The sequence below is a fragment of the Janthinobacterium sp. GW821-FHT03C08 genome (genome assembly GCF_059420905.1).
The window spans coordinates 142,221-159,143 of sequence record NZ_JBWKUP010000004.1; the positions used below are offsets into that span (position 1 = coordinate 142,221).

Genomic DNA, 16,923 nt, shown 5'->3' on the forward strand with positions numbered 1-16,923 from the left:
CACGAAGTCAAACAAAGCAAACAAAGCAAGTAAATTAAATCTCAACGCGTTGATGCAGCACAAACCTTGAGTGCAGCGGACTACACAGGGCGGGGCACCGCCTTGCCGGCTTCCGCAGGGCCGAAATGTAGCCCAAGCCGCAGGGCCAGGGCGCGCAGGGCGCCGCTTTCCTGCAGGTGCAGGGCCAGCGCGATGTGGCCGTCCGGGCGCACGAGGTAGGCGGCGTCGCGGCCCAGGCCGGCCAGCTTGGCGGCCACGTTGAAGGTGTAGCAATGCACGGGCAGTTTCAGCACGCGGGCCTCGTCCAGCAGTTCCGGCGCAGGCTCGCCATAGATGTGCAATTGCCAATCCATGCTGCGCAGGGCGATAAAATTGTCTTGCGTGCCGTCGGAAAACCACGGCAGGCGGTCGCCGCCGCGCAAGTGTTCCGCATAGCCGGCGGACAGGGCGCTGTCTTCATAGCTGATCTGGATTTGCGACACGGTCTTGAACAGCAAGCGGCGCGCCCGCGCGAAGCCGGACAGGAAGGGCAGGGCGTGCGGCACCAGCCATCGGCGCAGGAATTGCCCGGCGATGCCCTGCGCGACGATGGCCTGGAAGGCGCGGTCGGTGGTGGCGACGAGCTTGCGGGCAAACACGATGCGCTCGCTTTCATAGGTGTCGAGCAGGGCGTCGTTGCTTTGGCCCCGCAGTTTTTGCGCCAGCTTCCACGCCAGGTTGACGGCGTCGCCCAGGCCCGTGTTCATGCCCTGGCCGCCCACGGGACTGTGCAGATGGGCCGCGTCGCCGAGGATGAAACAGCGCCGCTCACGGAATTGCCCGGCCACCCGGTGGTGCACCTTGTAGGTGGAAAACCAGTTCACGTGCTCGACCTCGATGCCCAGCAGGGCTTGCACCTGTTCCCGCACGTCGTCGAACACGGGCGCGGGGGCGCCTTCCGGACGGTCGGGCAGGATGCCGATCAGGCGCTGCATGCCGCTGGTGCGCACGGGCAACATCAGGGCAAAGGTGTTGGCGCCCAGGTGGGCGTGCAGATCCGTATTGCTGCCGGCGACTTGCGCGTCCGCCACGTAGTACAGGTGGTCGTAGGTGCCGCCGGAAAAGTCAAAGCCGGCGATCTCGCGCACGGCGCTGCGGGCGCCGTCGCAGCCGCAGATATAGTCAAACGTGCAATATTGTCGTTCGCCATCCTTGAGCAGGATGGCTTGCACTTCGCTATCGTCCTGCGTCCACAAGTCGAGGGTGACGTTCCATTCCACGTGCACGCCGGCCGCCGCCAGCTTGCTGATCAGAAAGCGTTCATGCTCGTCCTGGGGCAGGCTCAGCACGAAAGGGTAGGGGCTCAGGCCTTCGCCGATCTCGCCCAGCGCCAGCTTGACCAGCTCCTCGCCCCCTTCATGGATGTGCATGGCATTGATCTTGATGCCCAGGTGCACCAGCTCGTCCGCAAAGCCCAGCTGCTGGTAAAACTCCAGCGTGCGCGCATGCACGGCCATGGCCCGCGACGCCTGGCCCGGCCCGCTGTTCTTGTCGATGATGCGGCAATCGACGCCATGGCGCGCCAGGCGCAAGGCAAGCATGAGGCCGGTAGGACCGGCGCCGACGATCAATACGGGAGGAGTATTCATGCCATCCAGTATAGGACAGGATGGGAGAGGACAGCGGGACGATTGAAGTTGCTAGTCGGAAATGAAAATGTCCCGCCGGGGCGGGACATTCGGAGTGTTGCGCGCGCCTTGCGGCGCAGTCATCAGATACCGCGCAGCAACTCGTTGATACCCGTTTTTGCGCGGGTCTTTGCATCCACGCGCTTGACGATCACGGCGCAGTACAGCGAGTACTTGCCATCTTCCGAAGGCAGGTTGCCCGAGACCACGACGGAACCGGCCGGCACGCGGCCGTAGGTGACTTCGCCCGTGGCGCGGTCGTAGATCTTGGTCGACTGGCCGATGTACACGCCCATCGAGATGACGGAGTTTTCCTCGACGATCACGCCTTCGACGATTTCCGAGCGGGCGCCGATGAAGCAGTTGTCTTCGATGATGGTCGGGTTTGCCTGCATCGGCTCCAGCACGCCGCCGATGCCGACGCCGCCGGACAGGTGGACGTTCTTGCCGATCTGCGCGCAGGAGCCGACGGTGGCCCAGGTGTCGACCATGGCGCCTTCATCGACGTAGGCGCCGATATTGACGTAGGACGGCATCAGCACGACGTTCTTGGCGATGAAGCTGCCGCGGCGGGCGACGGCGGGCGGCACCACGCGGAAACCGCCCTTGGCGAAGTCTTCGGCCGTGTAGTTGGCGAACTTGGTCGGCACCTTGTCGTAGAACTGCATCGTGCCGTCGGACGGCAGGACGACGTTGTCTTCCAGGCGGAACGACAGCAGCACGGCTTTCTTGACCCACTGGTTGACGACCCAGTCGCCCGAGGTTTTTTCCGCCACGCGGATGCTGCCGTTGTCCAGGCCATTGATGACGTGGGAGACGGCGTCGCGCAGTTCGGCCGTGCCGTTGCGCGGATTGATCTCGGCGCGGTTTTCCCAGGCCTGGTCGATGATGGTTTGCAGTTGTTGGCTCATGATGATGTCTTGTTTAGTGGGTTGATGCGGATGCGGAAAGCTGCTGGCAGAATTTTACTATGCGCAAGGCCGCTTCCAGCCCTTCGGCCGTTTCGGCCACGAGGGCCATGCGGATGCGGTTGCGGCCCGGATTGATGCCGTGCGCGTCGCGCGCCAGGTAGCTGCCAGGCAATACCGTGACATTATATTCGGCGTACAGGCGTTGCGCGAATTCGGTGTCGGACAGGCCCGTGCGGCTGACGTCGGCCCACAGGTAGAAGCCGGCGTCCGGCAATTGCACGTCCATCACCGATTGCAGCAGCGGCGTGATGGCGTCGAACTTGGCGCGGTACTTGGCGCGATTTTCCTCGACATGGGTTTCGTCGTTCCAGGCCGCGACGGAGGCCGCCTGCACGGCGGGGCTCATGGCGCCGCCGTGGTAGGTTCGGTAGAGCAGGAATTTTTTCAATACTTCCGCGTCGCCGGCGACGAAGCCCGAGCGCATGCCCGGCACGTTCGAGCGCTTCGACAGGCTGGAAAACACCACCAGGCGCGCATACGGGCGCTCGACCGTGGACAGGCCCAGCATGTGCGCCGCCTGCAGCGCGCCCAGCGGGGGCGTGTCGCCGTGGTAGATCTCGGAATAGCACTCGTCGGCGGCGATGACGAAATCGTAGCGCTCGGACAGGGCGAACAGGTGTTCCCAGTCCGTCAGGGTGAGCACGGCGCCCGTGGGGTTGCCGGGCGAGCACAGGAACAGCAGCTTGACCTTTTCCCACACGCTGGCCGGTACGCTGTCGTAGTCGCAGCCGAAATTGCGCGCCGGGTCGGAATTGACGAAATACGGTTCGGCGCCGGCCAGGTAAGCCGCGCCTTCATAGATCTGGTAAAACGGATTCGGGCTGATCACGAGCGAACCGGCCGCCGGATCGATCACCGTTTGCGCCAGCGCAAACAGCGCTTCGCGCGAACCGTTCACGGGCAGGATTTGCGTGGCAGGATTGAGCGTGGGGATGCCGTAGCGGCGCTCCAGCCAGCCGGCAATGGCGCCGCGCAAGGCTTCCGAGCCGATGGTGGTCGGATAGCTGGCCAGGCCATGGATATTGTCGACCAGGGCCTGCTCGATGAAGGCCGGCGTCGGGTGCTTGGGTTCGCCCATGCCCAGGCTGATGGGCGCATACTCGGGATTGACCGTCACGCCAGCAAACAACTGGCGCAGCTTTTCAAATGGATATGGTTGCAGTTTAGCAAGAAGTGGATTCACGGAACGGACCAGGGCAAGAGTGGAAGACGGTATTGCTCAGCGTTTCATTGCGCGACGATCGCCGGGCGCCTGGGCGGCGCTGGCATCGCGCTGGCACTCGGCGCCGCCATGACGCATGCCAGGCAAGGCCGCTGAGCCTTGCATTATAGCCGCCCTCGCGCCGGCGCTGTGCGGGCGCCATGCCGCGGGCGATGGCGTTCCCGCGCAAGCCAGGCCCGGGCGGGGAGTGCCGCAGCATGGCGCGGCAGGGTAAAATACGCTATGTCTACCTTATTACCCACTCTCCTCGCTATCGAAACCTCGTCCGAACTCGCCTCTTGCGCCTTGCTGCGCGGCGACGTCGTCCTGTCCCGCGCCTCGTCGGGCGTGCGCACGCATTCCCAGTCCATCCTGCCGATGGTGCAGGAATTGCTGGCCGAAGCGGGCGTGACCCTGGCCGACGTGGACGCCATCGCCTACGGCTCCGGCCCCGGCTCGTTTACGGGCGTGCGCACGGCTTGCGGCATCGCCCAAGGCCTGGCCTATGGCGCCAGCCTTCCCGTCGTGCCCATCGTCACGCTCGATGCCATGGCGCTGGCCTGCCACCAGCAGCATGGCGCGCAGCGCATCGTGACCGTGCTCGACGCGCGCATGGGCGAAGTGTACTGGGCGCAATATGATTACCAGGATGGCTTGCAAGCCGTATTGCCGCCCGTCCTGAGCGCGCCGGCCGGCGTGGCGCCGCATGGCGACGTCATTGCTTGCGGCAACGGCTTTGCCGCCTATGCCGAGGCACTGGCCGCGCTGCCGTGCGCCGCCACGGCCGACGCCGCCATCATGCCGCACGCCGTGCAGGTGGGGCAACTGGCGCGCATCGCCTTTGCGGCCGGTCATGTCGTGACGGCGGCCGAGGCACAGCCTTTGTATTTGCGCAACAAGATCGCCTACACGAGCGCCGAGCGGCTCGACATGCAGGCCGCCAAGGCCGCTGCGGAGTCCGCGCAATGAGCGAGGCGGGCAAGGTGCGCGACGACGGGGCAGGCTGGGACTTGCTGCGCCTCGACTACCAGCCGATGGTCGAAGCGGACCTGGCCGAGGTGCTGGCGCTGGAGCAGCGCGTGTATCCGTATCCCTGGACGCATGGCAACTTTGTCGATTCGCTCAAGAGCGGCTACCCGGCCTGGGTACTGCGCGATACGGACGGCACCCTGCTTGGCTATTTCCTGCTGATGCTCGTCGTCGACGAGGCGCACTTGCTCAACGTGGCCGTCGACGGCGCCATCCAGGGCCAGGGCCTGGGCCGCTTCCTGCTGAACCGGTCCTGCGCCTGCGCGCGCCAGCTGGGCATGGAATCGATGCTGCTGGAAGTGCGTCCGTCGAACGTGCGCGCGCTCGACATTTACCAGCGCTACGGATTTGCCCAGATCGGCCGGCGCAAGGGATACTATCCGGCCAGCAACTCGCAACGTGAGGACGCCATCGTGATGCGTTATACCTTATGAGCCGTAGCGCCGTTTTCCTCGATGAAATGGGCGTGGGGCCATTGTGGCGCTTGCGCCAGGGCGCCGCAGCCGAGGCCGTTGAAGCGGCCGAAGCCGCGCCGGCGGAGCCTGTCGAGCCTGTAGCCGCTGCGCCTGCGCCCGTTACGGTTCCGGTCGCGGTACCCGCACCCGCCCCCGTGCCCGAAGTTCTTGCTGAGGTGCAAGCCGCGGCGCCCGTCGCCGTTGCCGCAGCGTCAATGCCCGCCGCCCCGTCCGACGACACGGCCTGGTTCGACGATGCGCCGCCACCGCCGCCCGTGAAGCAGTTGAGCGACGCCGACATCGCCGCCCTCGACTGGGATGGCCTGGCGGCCGCCGTCGCCAAGTGTGCGCGCTGCGACTTGTGCAAGACGCGCAAGGGCGTCGTCATGGGCCGCGGCGACCGCCAGGCAAGCTGGCTGATGCTGGCCAGCAGTCCCTCGCGCCTGGAAGAGCGGGAAGGGCGCGCCTTGCCGGGCGAGCAGGGAAAATTGCTCGACAATATGCTCAAAGCCATCGAAGTCGATGCGGCTAGCGATGTCTACATCACGCACTTGCTGAAATGCCGTCCGCTCGACGAGGCGGGCCAGGAGCGCCTGCCGACAGAGGCCGAGTCCGCCGCTTGCCGTCCGTATTTTGACCGCGAGCTGGCCCTGCTGCAGCCGCGCACCATCGTCACCTTGGGTTCGATGGCCGCCGCCGGCATCAATCCCGGCGAAAAGCCCGTGCGCGGCACGGTGCGCCAGCTGGGCGGCGCGGCCGTCGTCGCCACCTTCCATCCGGAAATGTTGCTGCAGGACGAGACGGGCAAGGCCAAGGCGCGCGCCTGGGCCGATTTGTGCCTGGCGAAAAGTACGCATGCGGGCGGCTGACGGGGCCGGCGAGACTTTCCAGGCCCGCTTCGAACGCCGCTGGGGGCATCTGACGCACCCCCGCGTGCGGGCGCTGGCCTGGCTGCTCGACTCGCCCGACTTGCTCGACCCGGCCAGCGGCCACTGGGGCGGGCGCATCGCCAGCCTGCCGGCCGTCACGCCTGCCGTGGCCGCCTGGCTGGACGCCTTGCAGCGCGATCCTGCGCCGCTCGATGCGGCGCTGGGCCCCAAGTTCTATTCCCGCCTGGGCCTGTACGCTGAAAAGCTGCTGGCCTTTTATTTTGAGCAGCAGGGATTGCTGCAGGCGCATGGCTTGCAGGTGCAGGTCAACCGCAACGACACGGTGGGCGAATTCGATTTCCTCCTGCGTGACGGCGACGATCTGCTGCACTGGGAGTTTGCCACCAAGTTCTACCTGCTCGAAGGCACGCCCGATCCCGGCGTCTTCCACCACTTGATCGGCCCCAACCTGGCCGATACCTTGGGCTTGAAGATGCGCAAGATTCTCGACAAGCAACTAGCCCTGGCCCGCCATCCGGCCGCGCAAGGCTTGCTGGCGCAGCCCGTGCGGGCGGCGCAGGCGCTCGTCAAGGGCTGGCTGTTCTATGCCATCGGCACGATGCCGGGCATGGACGGTATTTCTCACGAACATGGACACGGTTTCTGGTGCACGCCCGCGCAGTTGCCCGGGCAGCGTTACGTCATCTTGCCCCGCCTGCAATGGCTGGCGCCGTTCAAGGGGCGCGAGGTGGAAGTGCTCGACGTGGCTGCCTTGCGCGCGCAGTTGTTTGATCTGGCGCAACCGGTGATGGTGGCCATGGTGGATACTATCGAAGGCTGGGAAGTGGAGCGCACGCGCGGTTTTGTCGTGCCGCCTGACTGGACGGAGCAGGCTGCCGCGCGGCGGCTGGCGGGTGCCTTACCGATTTAAGACGCCGGGCCCCAAACGGAATCCACGGTCAGACTGTCAAGTCTGACCCCAGTCCTTGCTTGGGGTTAGTGTTTTTGCTCGCCAATCAGTGACAGATTGTCATGTTCCAGCTGGTTCAGCTTGTGCCTGCGCATGATCATGTACATGGTGCCGGCGACGAACAGGCCGAACAGGGTGATGATGATGTTCAGCGGCAGGTGCAGGCGGATCATGATGGAGTACACGGCCAGCATGGTCAGAATGGACAGGTTTTCATTGAAATTCTGTACGGCGATGGAATGGCCTGCGCTCATCAGCACGTGGCCACGGTGTTGCAGCAGGGCATTCATGGGCACGACGAAGAAACCGGACAGGGCGCCGATCAATATCAGCAGCGGGTAGGCGATCCACACGGAGTGCACCTGCGTCATCATCATCACGATCACGCCCATGGCGATGCCCAATGGAATCACGGTCAGCGACTTGCGCAGCGGAATGAAGCGGGCCGATAGCACGGCGCCGCCCGCCACGCCGATGGCGACCACGCCCACCAGGCTGGTGGCCTTGTCGAACGGCATGTTCAGCGATTGCTTGGCCCATTCCAGCACGATCAGCTGCAAGGTGGCGCCGGCGCCCCAGAACAGGGTCGTCACGGCCAGGGTGATCTGGCCCAGCTTGTCTTTCCACAGGATGGAATAGCAATTGGCAAAATCGGTGATCAGTTTGATAGGATTGCGTTCCTGGTGCGGATACACGCAGCCCGTGTCGGGAATCTTCAGGTTGGCCAGGGTCGCCAGCGCATAGATGCCCACCACCACGCACAAGGCTGCTTCCGTCTTGCTGGTGATGCCCGTGTCGATCAGGGGGATGTCGATGGAGAGCAGCAGGTCGGACACATGGCCGCTGACGAGCGCGCCACCCATGACGGTGCCGAGGATGATGGAGGTGACGGTCAAGCCTTCGATCCAGCCATTCGCCGCCACGAGCTTTTCCGGCGGCAGCAGTTCCGTCAGGATGCCGTACTTGGCGGGCGAGTACACGGCCGCGCCAAAGCCGACGACGGCGTAGGCCAGCAGGGGATGCACGTGGAAGAAGACGAGGGCGCAGCCGAAGATCTTGACCATGTTGGCGATGAACATGACCTTGCCTTTGGGCAGAGCATCGGCGAAGGCGCCGACAAAAGCGGCCAACAGCACGTAAAACAGCACGAACGACAGTTTGAGCAGTGGCGTGATCCACGCCGGGGATTTCATGGACACCAATAAATCGACGGCGACAAAAAAGAGGGCGTTATCTGCCAGCGAGGAAAAGAACTGCGCCGCCATGATGGTATAAAAACCACGATTCATTCTGGAATGCCTGAAATCATATCTGGCTTGCTTTATACCACGAAAAAACGGCAAACCCCAAGTTTGGACGGGCCTGCTTCACATCCGCTTGCCTAAGGCGCACTTAATTATTCTGCCGTAGAAAAATACACATACATGTGAGCATTTTGTAAATGCTGTCCTCTGTACACGACCTTGAGCGTGCGCCGCATCCGTGGCCTGCCCATCCGGTAAAATACGGCTTTCCCACCCGCCGTGAATCACGCATATGCCCAGGCCCCTCATCGCCATCATCCATCTCGATGCCATGCAACACAATCTGGCGCGCGCCCGTGCCTGTGCCCGCGGCGCCAGGGTGTGGGCCGTCGTCAAGGCGAATGCCTATGGCCACGGCCTGGAGCGGGCCATGCGGGGCTTCGCCGAGGCCGATGGCCTGGCGCTGGTCGAGGTCGATTACGCCGTGCGCTTGCGCGAACTGGGCTGGACCAAGCCCATCCTGCTGCTGGAAGGCTTTTTCGACGCCAGCGACTTGCCCGTCATGGCGCGGCATCATTTGAATGGCAGCGTGCATTGCGTGGAGCAGATCGCCATGCTGGAAGCGGCGCGCCTGCCGCACGCCATCGACGTGCACCTGAAGATGAACACGGGCATGAACCGCCTGGGCTTTACGCCGGATGCCGTGGCCGCCGCCTATGCGCGCCTGCGCGCCATTGCCCATGTCGGCACGATCACCCTGATGACGCACTTCGCCAATGCGGACGAGGCGGCCCCCACGCGCCTGCCCCTGGAGCAGCAGATGCTGCGCTTCGAGGCCGGCGCCGCCAGCATCGGGACAAGCTTGCCGCGCAGCCTGTGCAATTCGGCCGGCCTGCTGCTGCATCACCTGGACAGCGACTGGGTGCGTCCCGGCATCATGCTGTACGGCGGCACGCCCAGCGGCGCCCCCGGCGGCACGTCGGCGCAGGCCTTCGGCTTGCTGCCCACCATGACCTTGCGCAGCCAGATTATCGGCATCCAGGACATCGCCGCCGGCGAAGTGGTGGGCTACGGCAGCCGCTATGAAGCGGCCGGCAACGTCAAGGTGGGCGTGGTGGCCTGCGGCTATGCGGACGGCTACCCGCGCCACGCCCCGGAAGGCACGCCCGTGCTCGTGGGCGGCGTGCGCACGGGACTCATCGGCAGGGTGTCGATGGACATGCTGATGGTGGACCTGACGCACGTGCCCGGCGCCCAAGTCGGCAGCAGCGTCACCCTGTGGGGCCAGGGCATGCCGGTCGACGAGGTGGCGCTGGCCGCCGGCACCATCGGCTACGAGCTGATGTGCGCACTGGCGCCCCGCGTGCCCGTGGCTGAAGCCTAGGTGACGCGGCAGCGCGGTTTGTATATACTGTGAATCCACTGTATATATAGACAGCATTATTCCTTACCCGGGCAAAAACACCATGGCAAAAGTCAAGACCATCTACACGTGCAGCGATTGCGGCGCCATCAGTAATAAATGGATGGGACAGTGCACCTCGTGCAACCAGTGGAATACCATGGTGGAAACCCTGCCCGAGACGGGCGGCAACAACCGCTATTCGAATCCGCAGCACATGTCGCTGGCGCAGACGGCGCCCGTGCTGTCGCTGGACGACATCGACGCCATCGACGTGCCCCGCTTCGGCACGGGCATCGAGGAATTCGACCGCGTGCTGGGCGGCGGCATGGTGGCGGGCGGCGTCGTGCTGATCGGCGGCGACCCCGGCATCGGCAAGTCGACCCTGCTGCTGCAGGCGCTGGCCAACATGTCGCACCACAAGCGCGTGCTGTACGTCAGCGGCGAGGAATCGGGGGCGCAGATCGCCCTGCGCGCCAAGCGCCTCGTCATCGACGCCAAGGAACTCAAATTGCAGGCCGAGATCCAGCTGGAAAAGATCCTCTCCACCCTGAACGACCTCAAGCCGGAAGTGGTGGTGATCGATTCCATCCAGACCGTGTATTCGGACGCGCTCAGCTCGGCGCCCGGTTCCGTGGCGCAAGTGCGCGAATGCGCGGCGCAGCTGACGCGGGCGGCCAAGCAGACGGGCGTGACCATCATCCTGGTGGGCCACGTGACGAAGGAGGGCGCGCTGGCCGGCCCCCGCGTGCTGGAACACATCGTCGACACGGTGCTGTATTTCGAGGGCGACGCCCATTCCAGCTTCCGCCTCGTGCGCGCCATCAAGAACCGTTTCGGTGCCGTCAATGAACTGGGCGTGTTTGCCATGACGGAAAAGGGCTTGAAGGGCGTGTCGAATCCGTCGGCCCTGTTCCTGTCGCAGCACGACAACCAGGTGCCCGGTTCCTGCGTGATGGTGACGCAGGAGGGTACGCGTCCGCTGCTGGTGGAAATCCAGGCTCTCGTCGACACCAGCCACCTGCCGAATGCGCGCCGGCTGTCCGTCGGCCTGGAGCAGAACCGCCTGGCCATGCTGCTGGCCGTGGCACACCGCCACGCGGGCATCGCCGCCTTCGACCAGGACGTCTTCATCAATGCCGTCGGCGGCGTCAAGATCACGGAACCGGCGGCCGACCTGGCCGTGTTGCTGGCGATTAACTCGTCGATGCGCAACAAGCCGCTGCCGCGCGGGCTGGTCGTGTTCGGCGAAGTGGGGCTGGCGGGCGAAATCCGCCCCGCGCCACGGGGCCAGGAGCGCTTGCGCGAGGCCGCCAAGCTGGGCTTTACCCTGGCCGTCGTGCCCAAGTCCAACCTGCCCAAGCAAACCATCGAGGGCATCAAGGTCATCGGCGTCGAGCGCATCGACGAGGCGTTCAACAAGCTGCGCGACCACGAGTAGTAGTTGGCATGGTGTAAATGCCAAGTTTGAGACAAGTCAAACAGAATTTCCGTTTGGAACTATAATATTTGTCCGATGGATGCGCCTTGCGCATCCGTGTCGACCATGAATTGATAGAGAAGCGGAATACAGTGTCAGTTGAACAAAGGCAAGGCGCACGCAAGATTTTGCGTGCCAAGGCAATGTTGGTGATCGATGGCGCGGGGCCAGTGGCGGCGCGCACCCTCGATGTGGGGCCAGGCGGGATGTCGGCCGTGATCGCCGATCCGGTACCGGCGGGCAAGCAGGGCAAGGTGCTGTTCGAGCTCTTTTACGATGGCAAGGCACACATCATCGAAGCGCGCACGGCCGTGTCGCACTGCATTTTCAGCAGCGCCGGTTTCAAGGTGGGACTCACTTTCCAGCAGCTGGACATGGCCGTCAGCAGCGCCATTGCCAAGTTCATGCGCTAGGAGCGCCGCTGCCGTCGTGGACCTGGCGCATGCCTTGAAATGCGCTAAAATGGTGCAAACAGGTTTGCACGACGGTAAACATGGCTTTGCTCGCTGTTTTGATCTTTTAGCCATGCTGCATAATTATCAATCAGTGGAGACGACGCTGCCGCGCCTTGAGCGCTTGCCGCCTCATCTCTTGCAGACGCGGCGCACGGTCCAGCCTGAACCGTGGGTCCACACTCTCACCGGATGAAAAGCCACCATGTTTAATTCGACCATCAGCAGCAAGACCTATACCAACAATACGCAGCAGACCACACAGGGCAATATCTCGGCCGACGTGTATGCCAAGGTCGAGCGCCAGATGCAGTCGCAAAACACGGGCGTCGTCAAGCTCAATGCCACGCTGGCGCGCGGCCAGGCCAAGTTTTCGGGCCTGGGCCAGCTGCAATCGGCGCTGGCGAAATTCCAGACCGTGGCCAAGAACATGGCCGGCAGCGGCCTGGCCACCTCGGCCACGTCGAGCAGCAAGGACGTGCTCAGCGCCACCACCACCGACAAGGCCGCCAGCGGCAGCCATGAACTGAACGTCAAGCAACTGGCGCAGGGACAAACCCTGCTGAGCGGCGCGCAGAAGTCGTCCAGCACGCCGGTCGGCACGGGCGCGCCCGCGCTGGTGAAGATCGAAGTGGGCACGGCCGACGGCAAGCAATTTACGCCCGGCAGCGGCAAGATCATCTCGCTGACCATCGACAGCAGCAACAATAGCCTGGACGGCATCGCCGCCGCGCTCAAGCAGCAGGGCGTCGACGCCAGCGTGGTGAAGGGCGCCGACGGCTATGCGCTGGCGATCAATGGCAAGAGCGGCGCCGACAGCAGCATGCGCATCAGCGTCTCCGGCGATGCGGCCGTCAGCAACCTGCTGGCCTACGCGCCCGGCGCCGGCAAGGGCATGCAGCAGACGGCCGCCGCGCAGGACGCGCTGCTGACCGTCGACGGCAAGGACATCAAGAGCGCCACGAATACTCTGACGACGGCCATCGAGGGCGCCACCATCGAACTGAAGAAAAAGGGCACGACCGACCTCGTCATCGCCAAGGACAGCAGCCAGATCGCCAGCAACGTGGCCAGCTTCGTCACGGCCTACAATGAACTCAACAGCAAGCTGCAGAGCCTGCAGCAGGGCGACTTGAAGTCCGACACAGCCCTGGGCCAGGTGCGCTCGCAGATGGAACAGGTGCTGCGTACGGCCAGCACGGGCGTGCCATCGTCGGTACTGGGCAGCGCAGGCGTGACCCTGGGCAAGAGCGGCGAGCTGGTGCTGGACGAGAAAAAACTCAAGGCCGCCATCGCGGCCGATCCCGACGCCGTCAGCAAGCTGTTTACGAATAACGGCAAGGGCGTGGCGGACCAGTTCGCCAGCAAGATCGGCGAGCTGACGGGCGAAACGAGCATCATCCGCAAGGAAGTGCAGACGGTGGGCAAGGACATCACCACCCTGACGAGCAAGAAGGCCGTGCTGGCGAAGGCGCTGACGGCGCAGGCGCAGGCGCTGGTGAAAGCCTATTCCGCGCAGGAACAGATGGGCACGAATTCGGCCTTGCCGGGGTATACCGGCAAGAATTCCCTCTTCGACTTCATGGCCTAAGGGCGCACCGCTAAAGCGCCCATGGCGGCGTTGCACCGCCTTGCCCTGAGCGCCGTATCGGCGCGCTTTGCAGTTGCTTACATTCTGTTGCCCTGCGCAAAAAACGCGGACGGCGAGCTGCCGAAGGTCTTCTTGAACATGGCGGAAAAGGCCGACTGGCTGGCGTAGCCCAGCTCGTCGGCCACCTGCGACAGCGGCACGCCGCGCGCGATCATGGGCGCCGCGTGGGCCAGGCGCACCTGCTGGCGCCACTGGCCAAAACTCATGCCCAATTCCCGTTCGAACAGCCGCGCCAGGGTCCGCTCCGAGGCGCCGACCTGCTGCGCCCAGTGGTCCAGGGTCAGGTTCGAGCCGGGCTTGTCGATGAGGCTGTCGCACAGGCTTTTCAGCCGTTTGTCGCCCGGCAGGGGAACGCGGATGGGGCGCGTGGCCGAGCGCTTCAATTCATCGAGGATCAGCTCGGCCAGCAGCGCCTCGCGCGCCGGTTCCTGGCCCGGATCGAGCTGTTCCAGCGCCATGATCAGCTGGCGCAGCAGTCCCGACACTTCCAGCACCTTGCAGTCGCGGCCCGCGAACGGCGCGCGCGCGGCATGGATGCACAGGGGGCGCAAGCGGGTTTTTTCCAGTATCGTGACGGCATGCTCCACGTTGGGCGCGATCCAGATGGCGCGCATGGGCGGCAGCACCCAGCTGCTGTTGTTGGCCGTGATGCGCAGCACGCCTTCGAGGGCCATGGTGACCTGGCCCCAGGGGTGGCTGTGCGGTAATAAAAATTCATCGGGTTGCAGGTCGCGCGCGATCATGGTCACGGGTATGGTCGCGCTGGGCGCTTCCCGTGGCGGACACATGCGGGTATGGTGGAGGATAGGTACACCCATCAGCTTGGCCTTAATTCGATAAATTATGTCGTTCTGTCGGAAAACGGACGATGGTATTTTGCATACACTTGAGCTTCACCAGTATAAGACAGGGTATGACATGATAACAACTAACTCCCCCGCGCATCTGCCGCCGCGCCCCTCCTTGCGCAGCGATGCCCGCGTCATCGGCCTGGTGGGCCTGGCGCATGGCGTGTCGCACTTCTATCATTTGATCCTGGCGGCCCTGTTCGTCTGGCTGAAGCCCGCCTTCAACCTGTCGTATGCGGAACTGGGCTTGCTGATGACGGTGTTTTTCATCATTTCGGGCGTGGGCCAGGCGCTGGCCGGCTTCGTCGTTGACCGCTTCGGCGCGCGCGCCGTGCTGTTTTCCGGCGTCTTCTTGCTGGGCGTGTCGGCGCTGGCCCTGTCCACCGCCCACAGCTACACGGCCCTGATGCTGGGCGCCATGCTGGCCGGCATGGGCAACAGCGTCTTTCATCCGGCCGACTACACCATCCTCAACCAGCGCGTCTCGGCCGCGCGCGTGGCCTACGGCTTTTCCGTGCATGGCATCAGCGGCAACATCGGCTGGGCCCTGTCGCCCCTGTTCATGACCTATGTCGCCACCCAGTACGACTGGCGGGTGGCCCTGCAGTGCGCGGCCGTGCTGCCGTTCGGCGTGCTGCTGGTGCTGTACCTGAACCGCCACGCCATCCGCCCCGAGCCCGTGAAACGGGCCGCGCCGGGCCAGGCGGGCGGCGGCGAAGGCACCTTGGACTTTTTGCGCCTGCCGGCCGTGTGGATGTGCTTTGCCTTCTTCTTCATCACCGCCATCGCCCTGGGCGGCATCCAGAGCTTCGCCAGCGTGGCCCTCGTCAAGCTGTACGGCATGAGCCTGGCGCTGGCCACCAGCGCCTACACGGCCTACATGCTGGCCTCGGCCGTGGGCATGCTGGCCGGCGGCGTGGTGGGGGCGCGCAGCCAGCAGCCGGACCGCAACGTGGCCATCGCCTTTTCCGCCGCCGCGCTGCTGGCCGTGCTGCTGGGCATGGCCGTCGTGCCGGTCTGGGGCGCGGTGCTGCTGATGGGCGCCATCGGCCTGACCTCCGGCGTGGCCGGACCGTCGCGCGACCTGATGATACGGGCGGCGGCGCCGAAGAATGCCACCGGGCGCGTGTACGGCGTCGTGTATTCGGGCCTCGACAGCGGCCTGGCCGTCGGCCCCCTGTTCTTTGGCGCGCTGATGGATGGCGACCATCCGGCCCTGCTGTTCGTCTTCATCGGCGTGTTCCAGGCGCTGGCGATCGCCACGGCCGTGGGCGTGGGCGGTAAAACGCGTGCCGCGGCGCTGCAAAAGGCATAGAATCGTTGCCATCGGATACCATCTTACTGAAGGGAGCGAGCATGACTTTTGCCACCACCGACCTGTGCGACGACTATGCAGCCATGCTGGACGATGGCACGCTGGCCGTGTTGCCGCCCGTGTACCGTGCCTTTGGCCAGCGCGCGCGTTTCAGCGGCCCCGCCACCACCTTGCAAGTGTTTGAAGACAATGCCCTCGTGCGCCGCACCCTGGAAGCGCCGGGACAGGGCCACGTGCTGGTGATCGACGGCGGCGGCAGCCTGCGCCGCGCGCTGGTGGGCGGCCAGCTGGGCGTGCTGGCGGAAAGCAATGGCTGGGCCGGCATCGTCGTGCACGGCTGCATCCGCGACAGCGAGGAAATCAATGTCTGCCAGATCGGCGTGCGCGCCCTGGCCACGCACCCGCGCAAGAGCGGCAAGACGGGGGCCGGCCAGCGCGACGTGCGCGTGGACATCAGCGGCGTGGCCGTGCAGCCCGGTGACTGGATCTATGCGGACGCGGACGGCATCCTGGTGGCGCGCCAGGAACTCGACTGACCGCCGCTAGCACCCCATGCAACGCGCCGCCCGGCGCGTTTTTTTTGCTACGCCACCACGCTTGAACGTTACAAATCGTCCACATTCAATATATTTTTGCAAAGTTCTTTGATTTCCGTCAAAGCTACGATATCATTTCACTTAAGGTAACTTTAATATCAATCAGGCAAGGAAAACTGATCATGAAAATCGCCACCATCGCCGCAGTTGTCGCCCTGTTTGCTGCCGCCACCGCCAGCGCCAGCCCCGTCAACCTGATCACGAATGGCGATTTTGAAGCCGTCGCGCCGGGCTCCACGTTTTCCAGCGGCTTTCAAGTGGTCAACAATGGCTCGTCCGCGATTACGGGCTGGACCGTGGGCGCCACGTCCGTCGACCTGATCCGCAATGCCTACAATGCCATCAACGGCTACAGCATCGACATGCTGGGCACGCCTGGTCCTGGTTTCCTGTCGCAAAGTTTCAACGTCGTTGCCGGCCAGACCTATAACCTGAGCTTTGACATGGCGCGCAATCCGGGCGGCCCGGCAGGCCAGGGCGTGGCCGTCAACTTCGGCGGCGTGGCGCAGAACTTCTATTCGACGGCTGCCGCCTCGAACACCTTGTACAGCAACACCCTGAGCTTCACGGCCGCCTCCACGGGCCTGGCGACCCTGTCGTTTGCCAGCGCCGCCAAGGCCGGCACGCCGTTCGACAATTACTCGGGCGCCGTGATCGACAACGTGGCCGTCCTGGCTGCCGTGCCGGAACCGGAAACCTATGCCATGCTGCTGGCCGGCCTGGGCCTGATGGGTTTCCTGCGCCGCCGCAAGGCCGCCAAGTAAGCCTGTTTT

General features: G+C 64.5%; 16 protein-coding genes. 11 read left to right on the forward strand and 5 right to left on the reverse strand.

Going from position 1 to position 16,923, the window contains the following annotated elements:
• Nucleotides 1–80: 80 nt before the first annotated feature.
• The 3 genes from AC07VL_RS06950 to dapC all read right to left on the reverse strand — a co-directional run bounded on the left by AC07VL_RS06950 (nucleotide 81) and on the right by dapC (nucleotide 3,821).
• Nucleotides 81–1,628 (reverse strand): FAD-dependent oxidoreductase, encoded by a 1,548-nt coding sequence (locus AC07VL_RS06950; protein WP_494805188.1) that lies wholly within the window; start codon nucleotides 1,626–1,628, stop codon nucleotides 81–83.
• A gap of 122 nt (nucleotides 1,629–1,750) precedes the next feature.
• On the reverse strand, nucleotides 1,751–2,578 hold the full coding sequence (gene dapD / locus AC07VL_RS06955) for a 2,3,4,5-tetrahydropyridine-2,6-dicarboxylate N-succinyltransferase (RefSeq protein ID WP_070223998.1): 828 nt from the start codon (nucleotides 2,576–2,578) through the stop codon (nucleotides 1,751–1,753).
• 13 nt (nucleotides 2,579–2,591) lie between these two features.
• Complete coding sequence (dapC, locus tag AC07VL_RS06960) at nucleotides 2,592–3,821, reverse strand: succinyldiaminopimelate transaminase (protein WP_290607679.1); 1,230 nt, start codon at nucleotides 3,819–3,821, stop codon at nucleotides 2,592–2,594.
• Nucleotides 3,822–4,082: 261 nt separating this feature from the next.
• Between dapC and tsaB the strand changes: the two genes are divergently transcribed.
• The 4 genes from tsaB to AC07VL_RS06980 are packed head-to-tail and all read left to right on the forward strand — an operon-like array spanning nucleotide 4,083 to nucleotide 7,123.
• A complete protein-coding gene (gene tsaB, locus AC07VL_RS06965; RefSeq protein ID WP_494805189.1) occupies nucleotides 4,083–4,808 on the forward strand; it encodes a tRNA (adenosine(37)-N6)-threonylcarbamoyltransferase complex dimerization subunit type 1 TsaB in 726 nt (241 codons plus the stop codon).
• Entirely contained in the window at nucleotides 4,805–5,302 is a 498-nt protein-coding gene (rimI, locus tag AC07VL_RS06970; protein WP_494805190.1) for a ribosomal protein S18-alanine N-acetyltransferase, read from the forward strand. The genes tsaB and rimI overlap by 4 nt, the downstream gene beginning before the upstream one ends.
• Entirely contained in the window at nucleotides 5,299–6,192 is an 894-nt protein-coding gene (locus AC07VL_RS06975) for a uracil-DNA glycosylase (RefSeq protein WP_494805191.1), read from the forward strand. Before rimI ends, AC07VL_RS06975 begins: the two co-directional genes overlap by 4 nt.
• Entirely contained in the window at nucleotides 6,179–7,123 is a 945-nt protein-coding gene (locus AC07VL_RS06980) for a DUF1853 family protein (RefSeq protein WP_494805192.1), read from the forward strand. The genes AC07VL_RS06975 and AC07VL_RS06980 overlap by 14 nt, the downstream gene beginning before the upstream one ends.
• Before the next feature lie 65 nt (nucleotides 7,124–7,188).
• Here AC07VL_RS06980 and lplT read toward each other — a convergent pair whose 3' ends face one another.
• Nucleotides 7,189–8,451, reverse strand: coding sequence for a lysophospholipid transporter LplT (gene lplT, locus AC07VL_RS06985; RefSeq protein WP_494805193.1), 1,263 nt, complete (start codon nucleotides 8,449–8,451; stop codon nucleotides 7,189–7,191).
• 247 nt (nucleotides 8,452–8,698) lie between these two features.
• Here lplT and alr point away from each other — a divergent pair, with 247 nt between their 5' ends.
• The 4 genes from alr (at nucleotide 8,699) to fliD (ending at nucleotide 13,331) form a co-directional block, all read left to right on the forward strand.
• A complete protein-coding gene (alr, locus tag AC07VL_RS06990; RefSeq protein WP_494805194.1) occupies nucleotides 8,699–9,790 on the forward strand; it encodes an alanine racemase in 1,092 nt (363 codons plus the stop codon).
• 82 nt (nucleotides 9,791–9,872) lie between these two features.
• Complete coding sequence (gene radA, locus AC07VL_RS06995) at nucleotides 9,873–11,249, forward strand: DNA repair protein RadA (RefSeq protein WP_494805195.1); 1,377 nt, start codon at nucleotides 9,873–9,875, stop codon at nucleotides 11,247–11,249.
• A 131-nt stretch (nucleotides 11,250–11,380) separates the two neighbouring features.
• The gene (locus AC07VL_RS07000) at nucleotides 11,381–11,701 is read left to right on the forward strand and encodes a PilZ domain-containing protein (RefSeq protein WP_290607695.1); all 321 of its coding nucleotides are present in this window, start codon (nucleotides 11,381–11,383) and stop codon (nucleotides 11,699–11,701) included.
• Nucleotides 11,702–11,945: 244 nt separating this feature from the next.
• The gene (fliD, locus tag AC07VL_RS07005) at nucleotides 11,946–13,331 is read left to right on the forward strand and encodes a flagellar filament capping protein FliD (RefSeq protein ID WP_494805196.1); all 1,386 of its coding nucleotides are present in this window, start codon (nucleotides 11,946–11,948) and stop codon (nucleotides 13,329–13,331) included.
• A gap of 77 nt (nucleotides 13,332–13,408) precedes the next feature.
• Here fliD and AC07VL_RS07010 read toward each other — a convergent pair whose 3' ends face one another.
• Nucleotides 13,409–14,209 carry an AraC family transcriptional regulator gene (locus tag AC07VL_RS07010; RefSeq protein WP_494805197.1) on the reverse strand — a complete coding sequence of 267 codons (801 nt, stop codon included), beginning with the start codon at nucleotides 14,207–14,209 and terminating at the stop codon, nucleotides 13,409–13,411.
• Nucleotides 14,210–14,309: 100 nt separating this feature from the next.
• On the opposite strand from AC07VL_RS07010, the gene AC07VL_RS07015 reads away from it, so the two are divergent.
• From AC07VL_RS07015 to AC07VL_RS07025, 3 genes are all read left to right on the forward strand, one after another.
• Nucleotides 14,310–15,554, forward strand: coding sequence for an MFS transporter (locus AC07VL_RS07015; protein WP_494805198.1), 1,245 nt, complete (start codon nucleotides 14,310–14,312; stop codon nucleotides 15,552–15,554).
• A 41-nt stretch (nucleotides 15,555–15,595) separates the two neighbouring features.
• The gene (gene rraA / locus AC07VL_RS07020; protein WP_494805199.1) at nucleotides 15,596–16,090 is read left to right on the forward strand and encodes a ribonuclease E activity regulator RraA; all 495 of its coding nucleotides are present in this window, start codon (nucleotides 15,596–15,598) and stop codon (nucleotides 16,088–16,090) included.
• A gap of 182 nt (nucleotides 16,091–16,272) precedes the next feature.
• Complete coding sequence (locus AC07VL_RS07025) at nucleotides 16,273–16,914, forward strand: choice-of-anchor C family protein (protein ID WP_494805200.1); 642 nt, start codon at nucleotides 16,273–16,275, stop codon at nucleotides 16,912–16,914.
• Nucleotides 16,915–16,923: the final 9 nt, after the last annotated feature.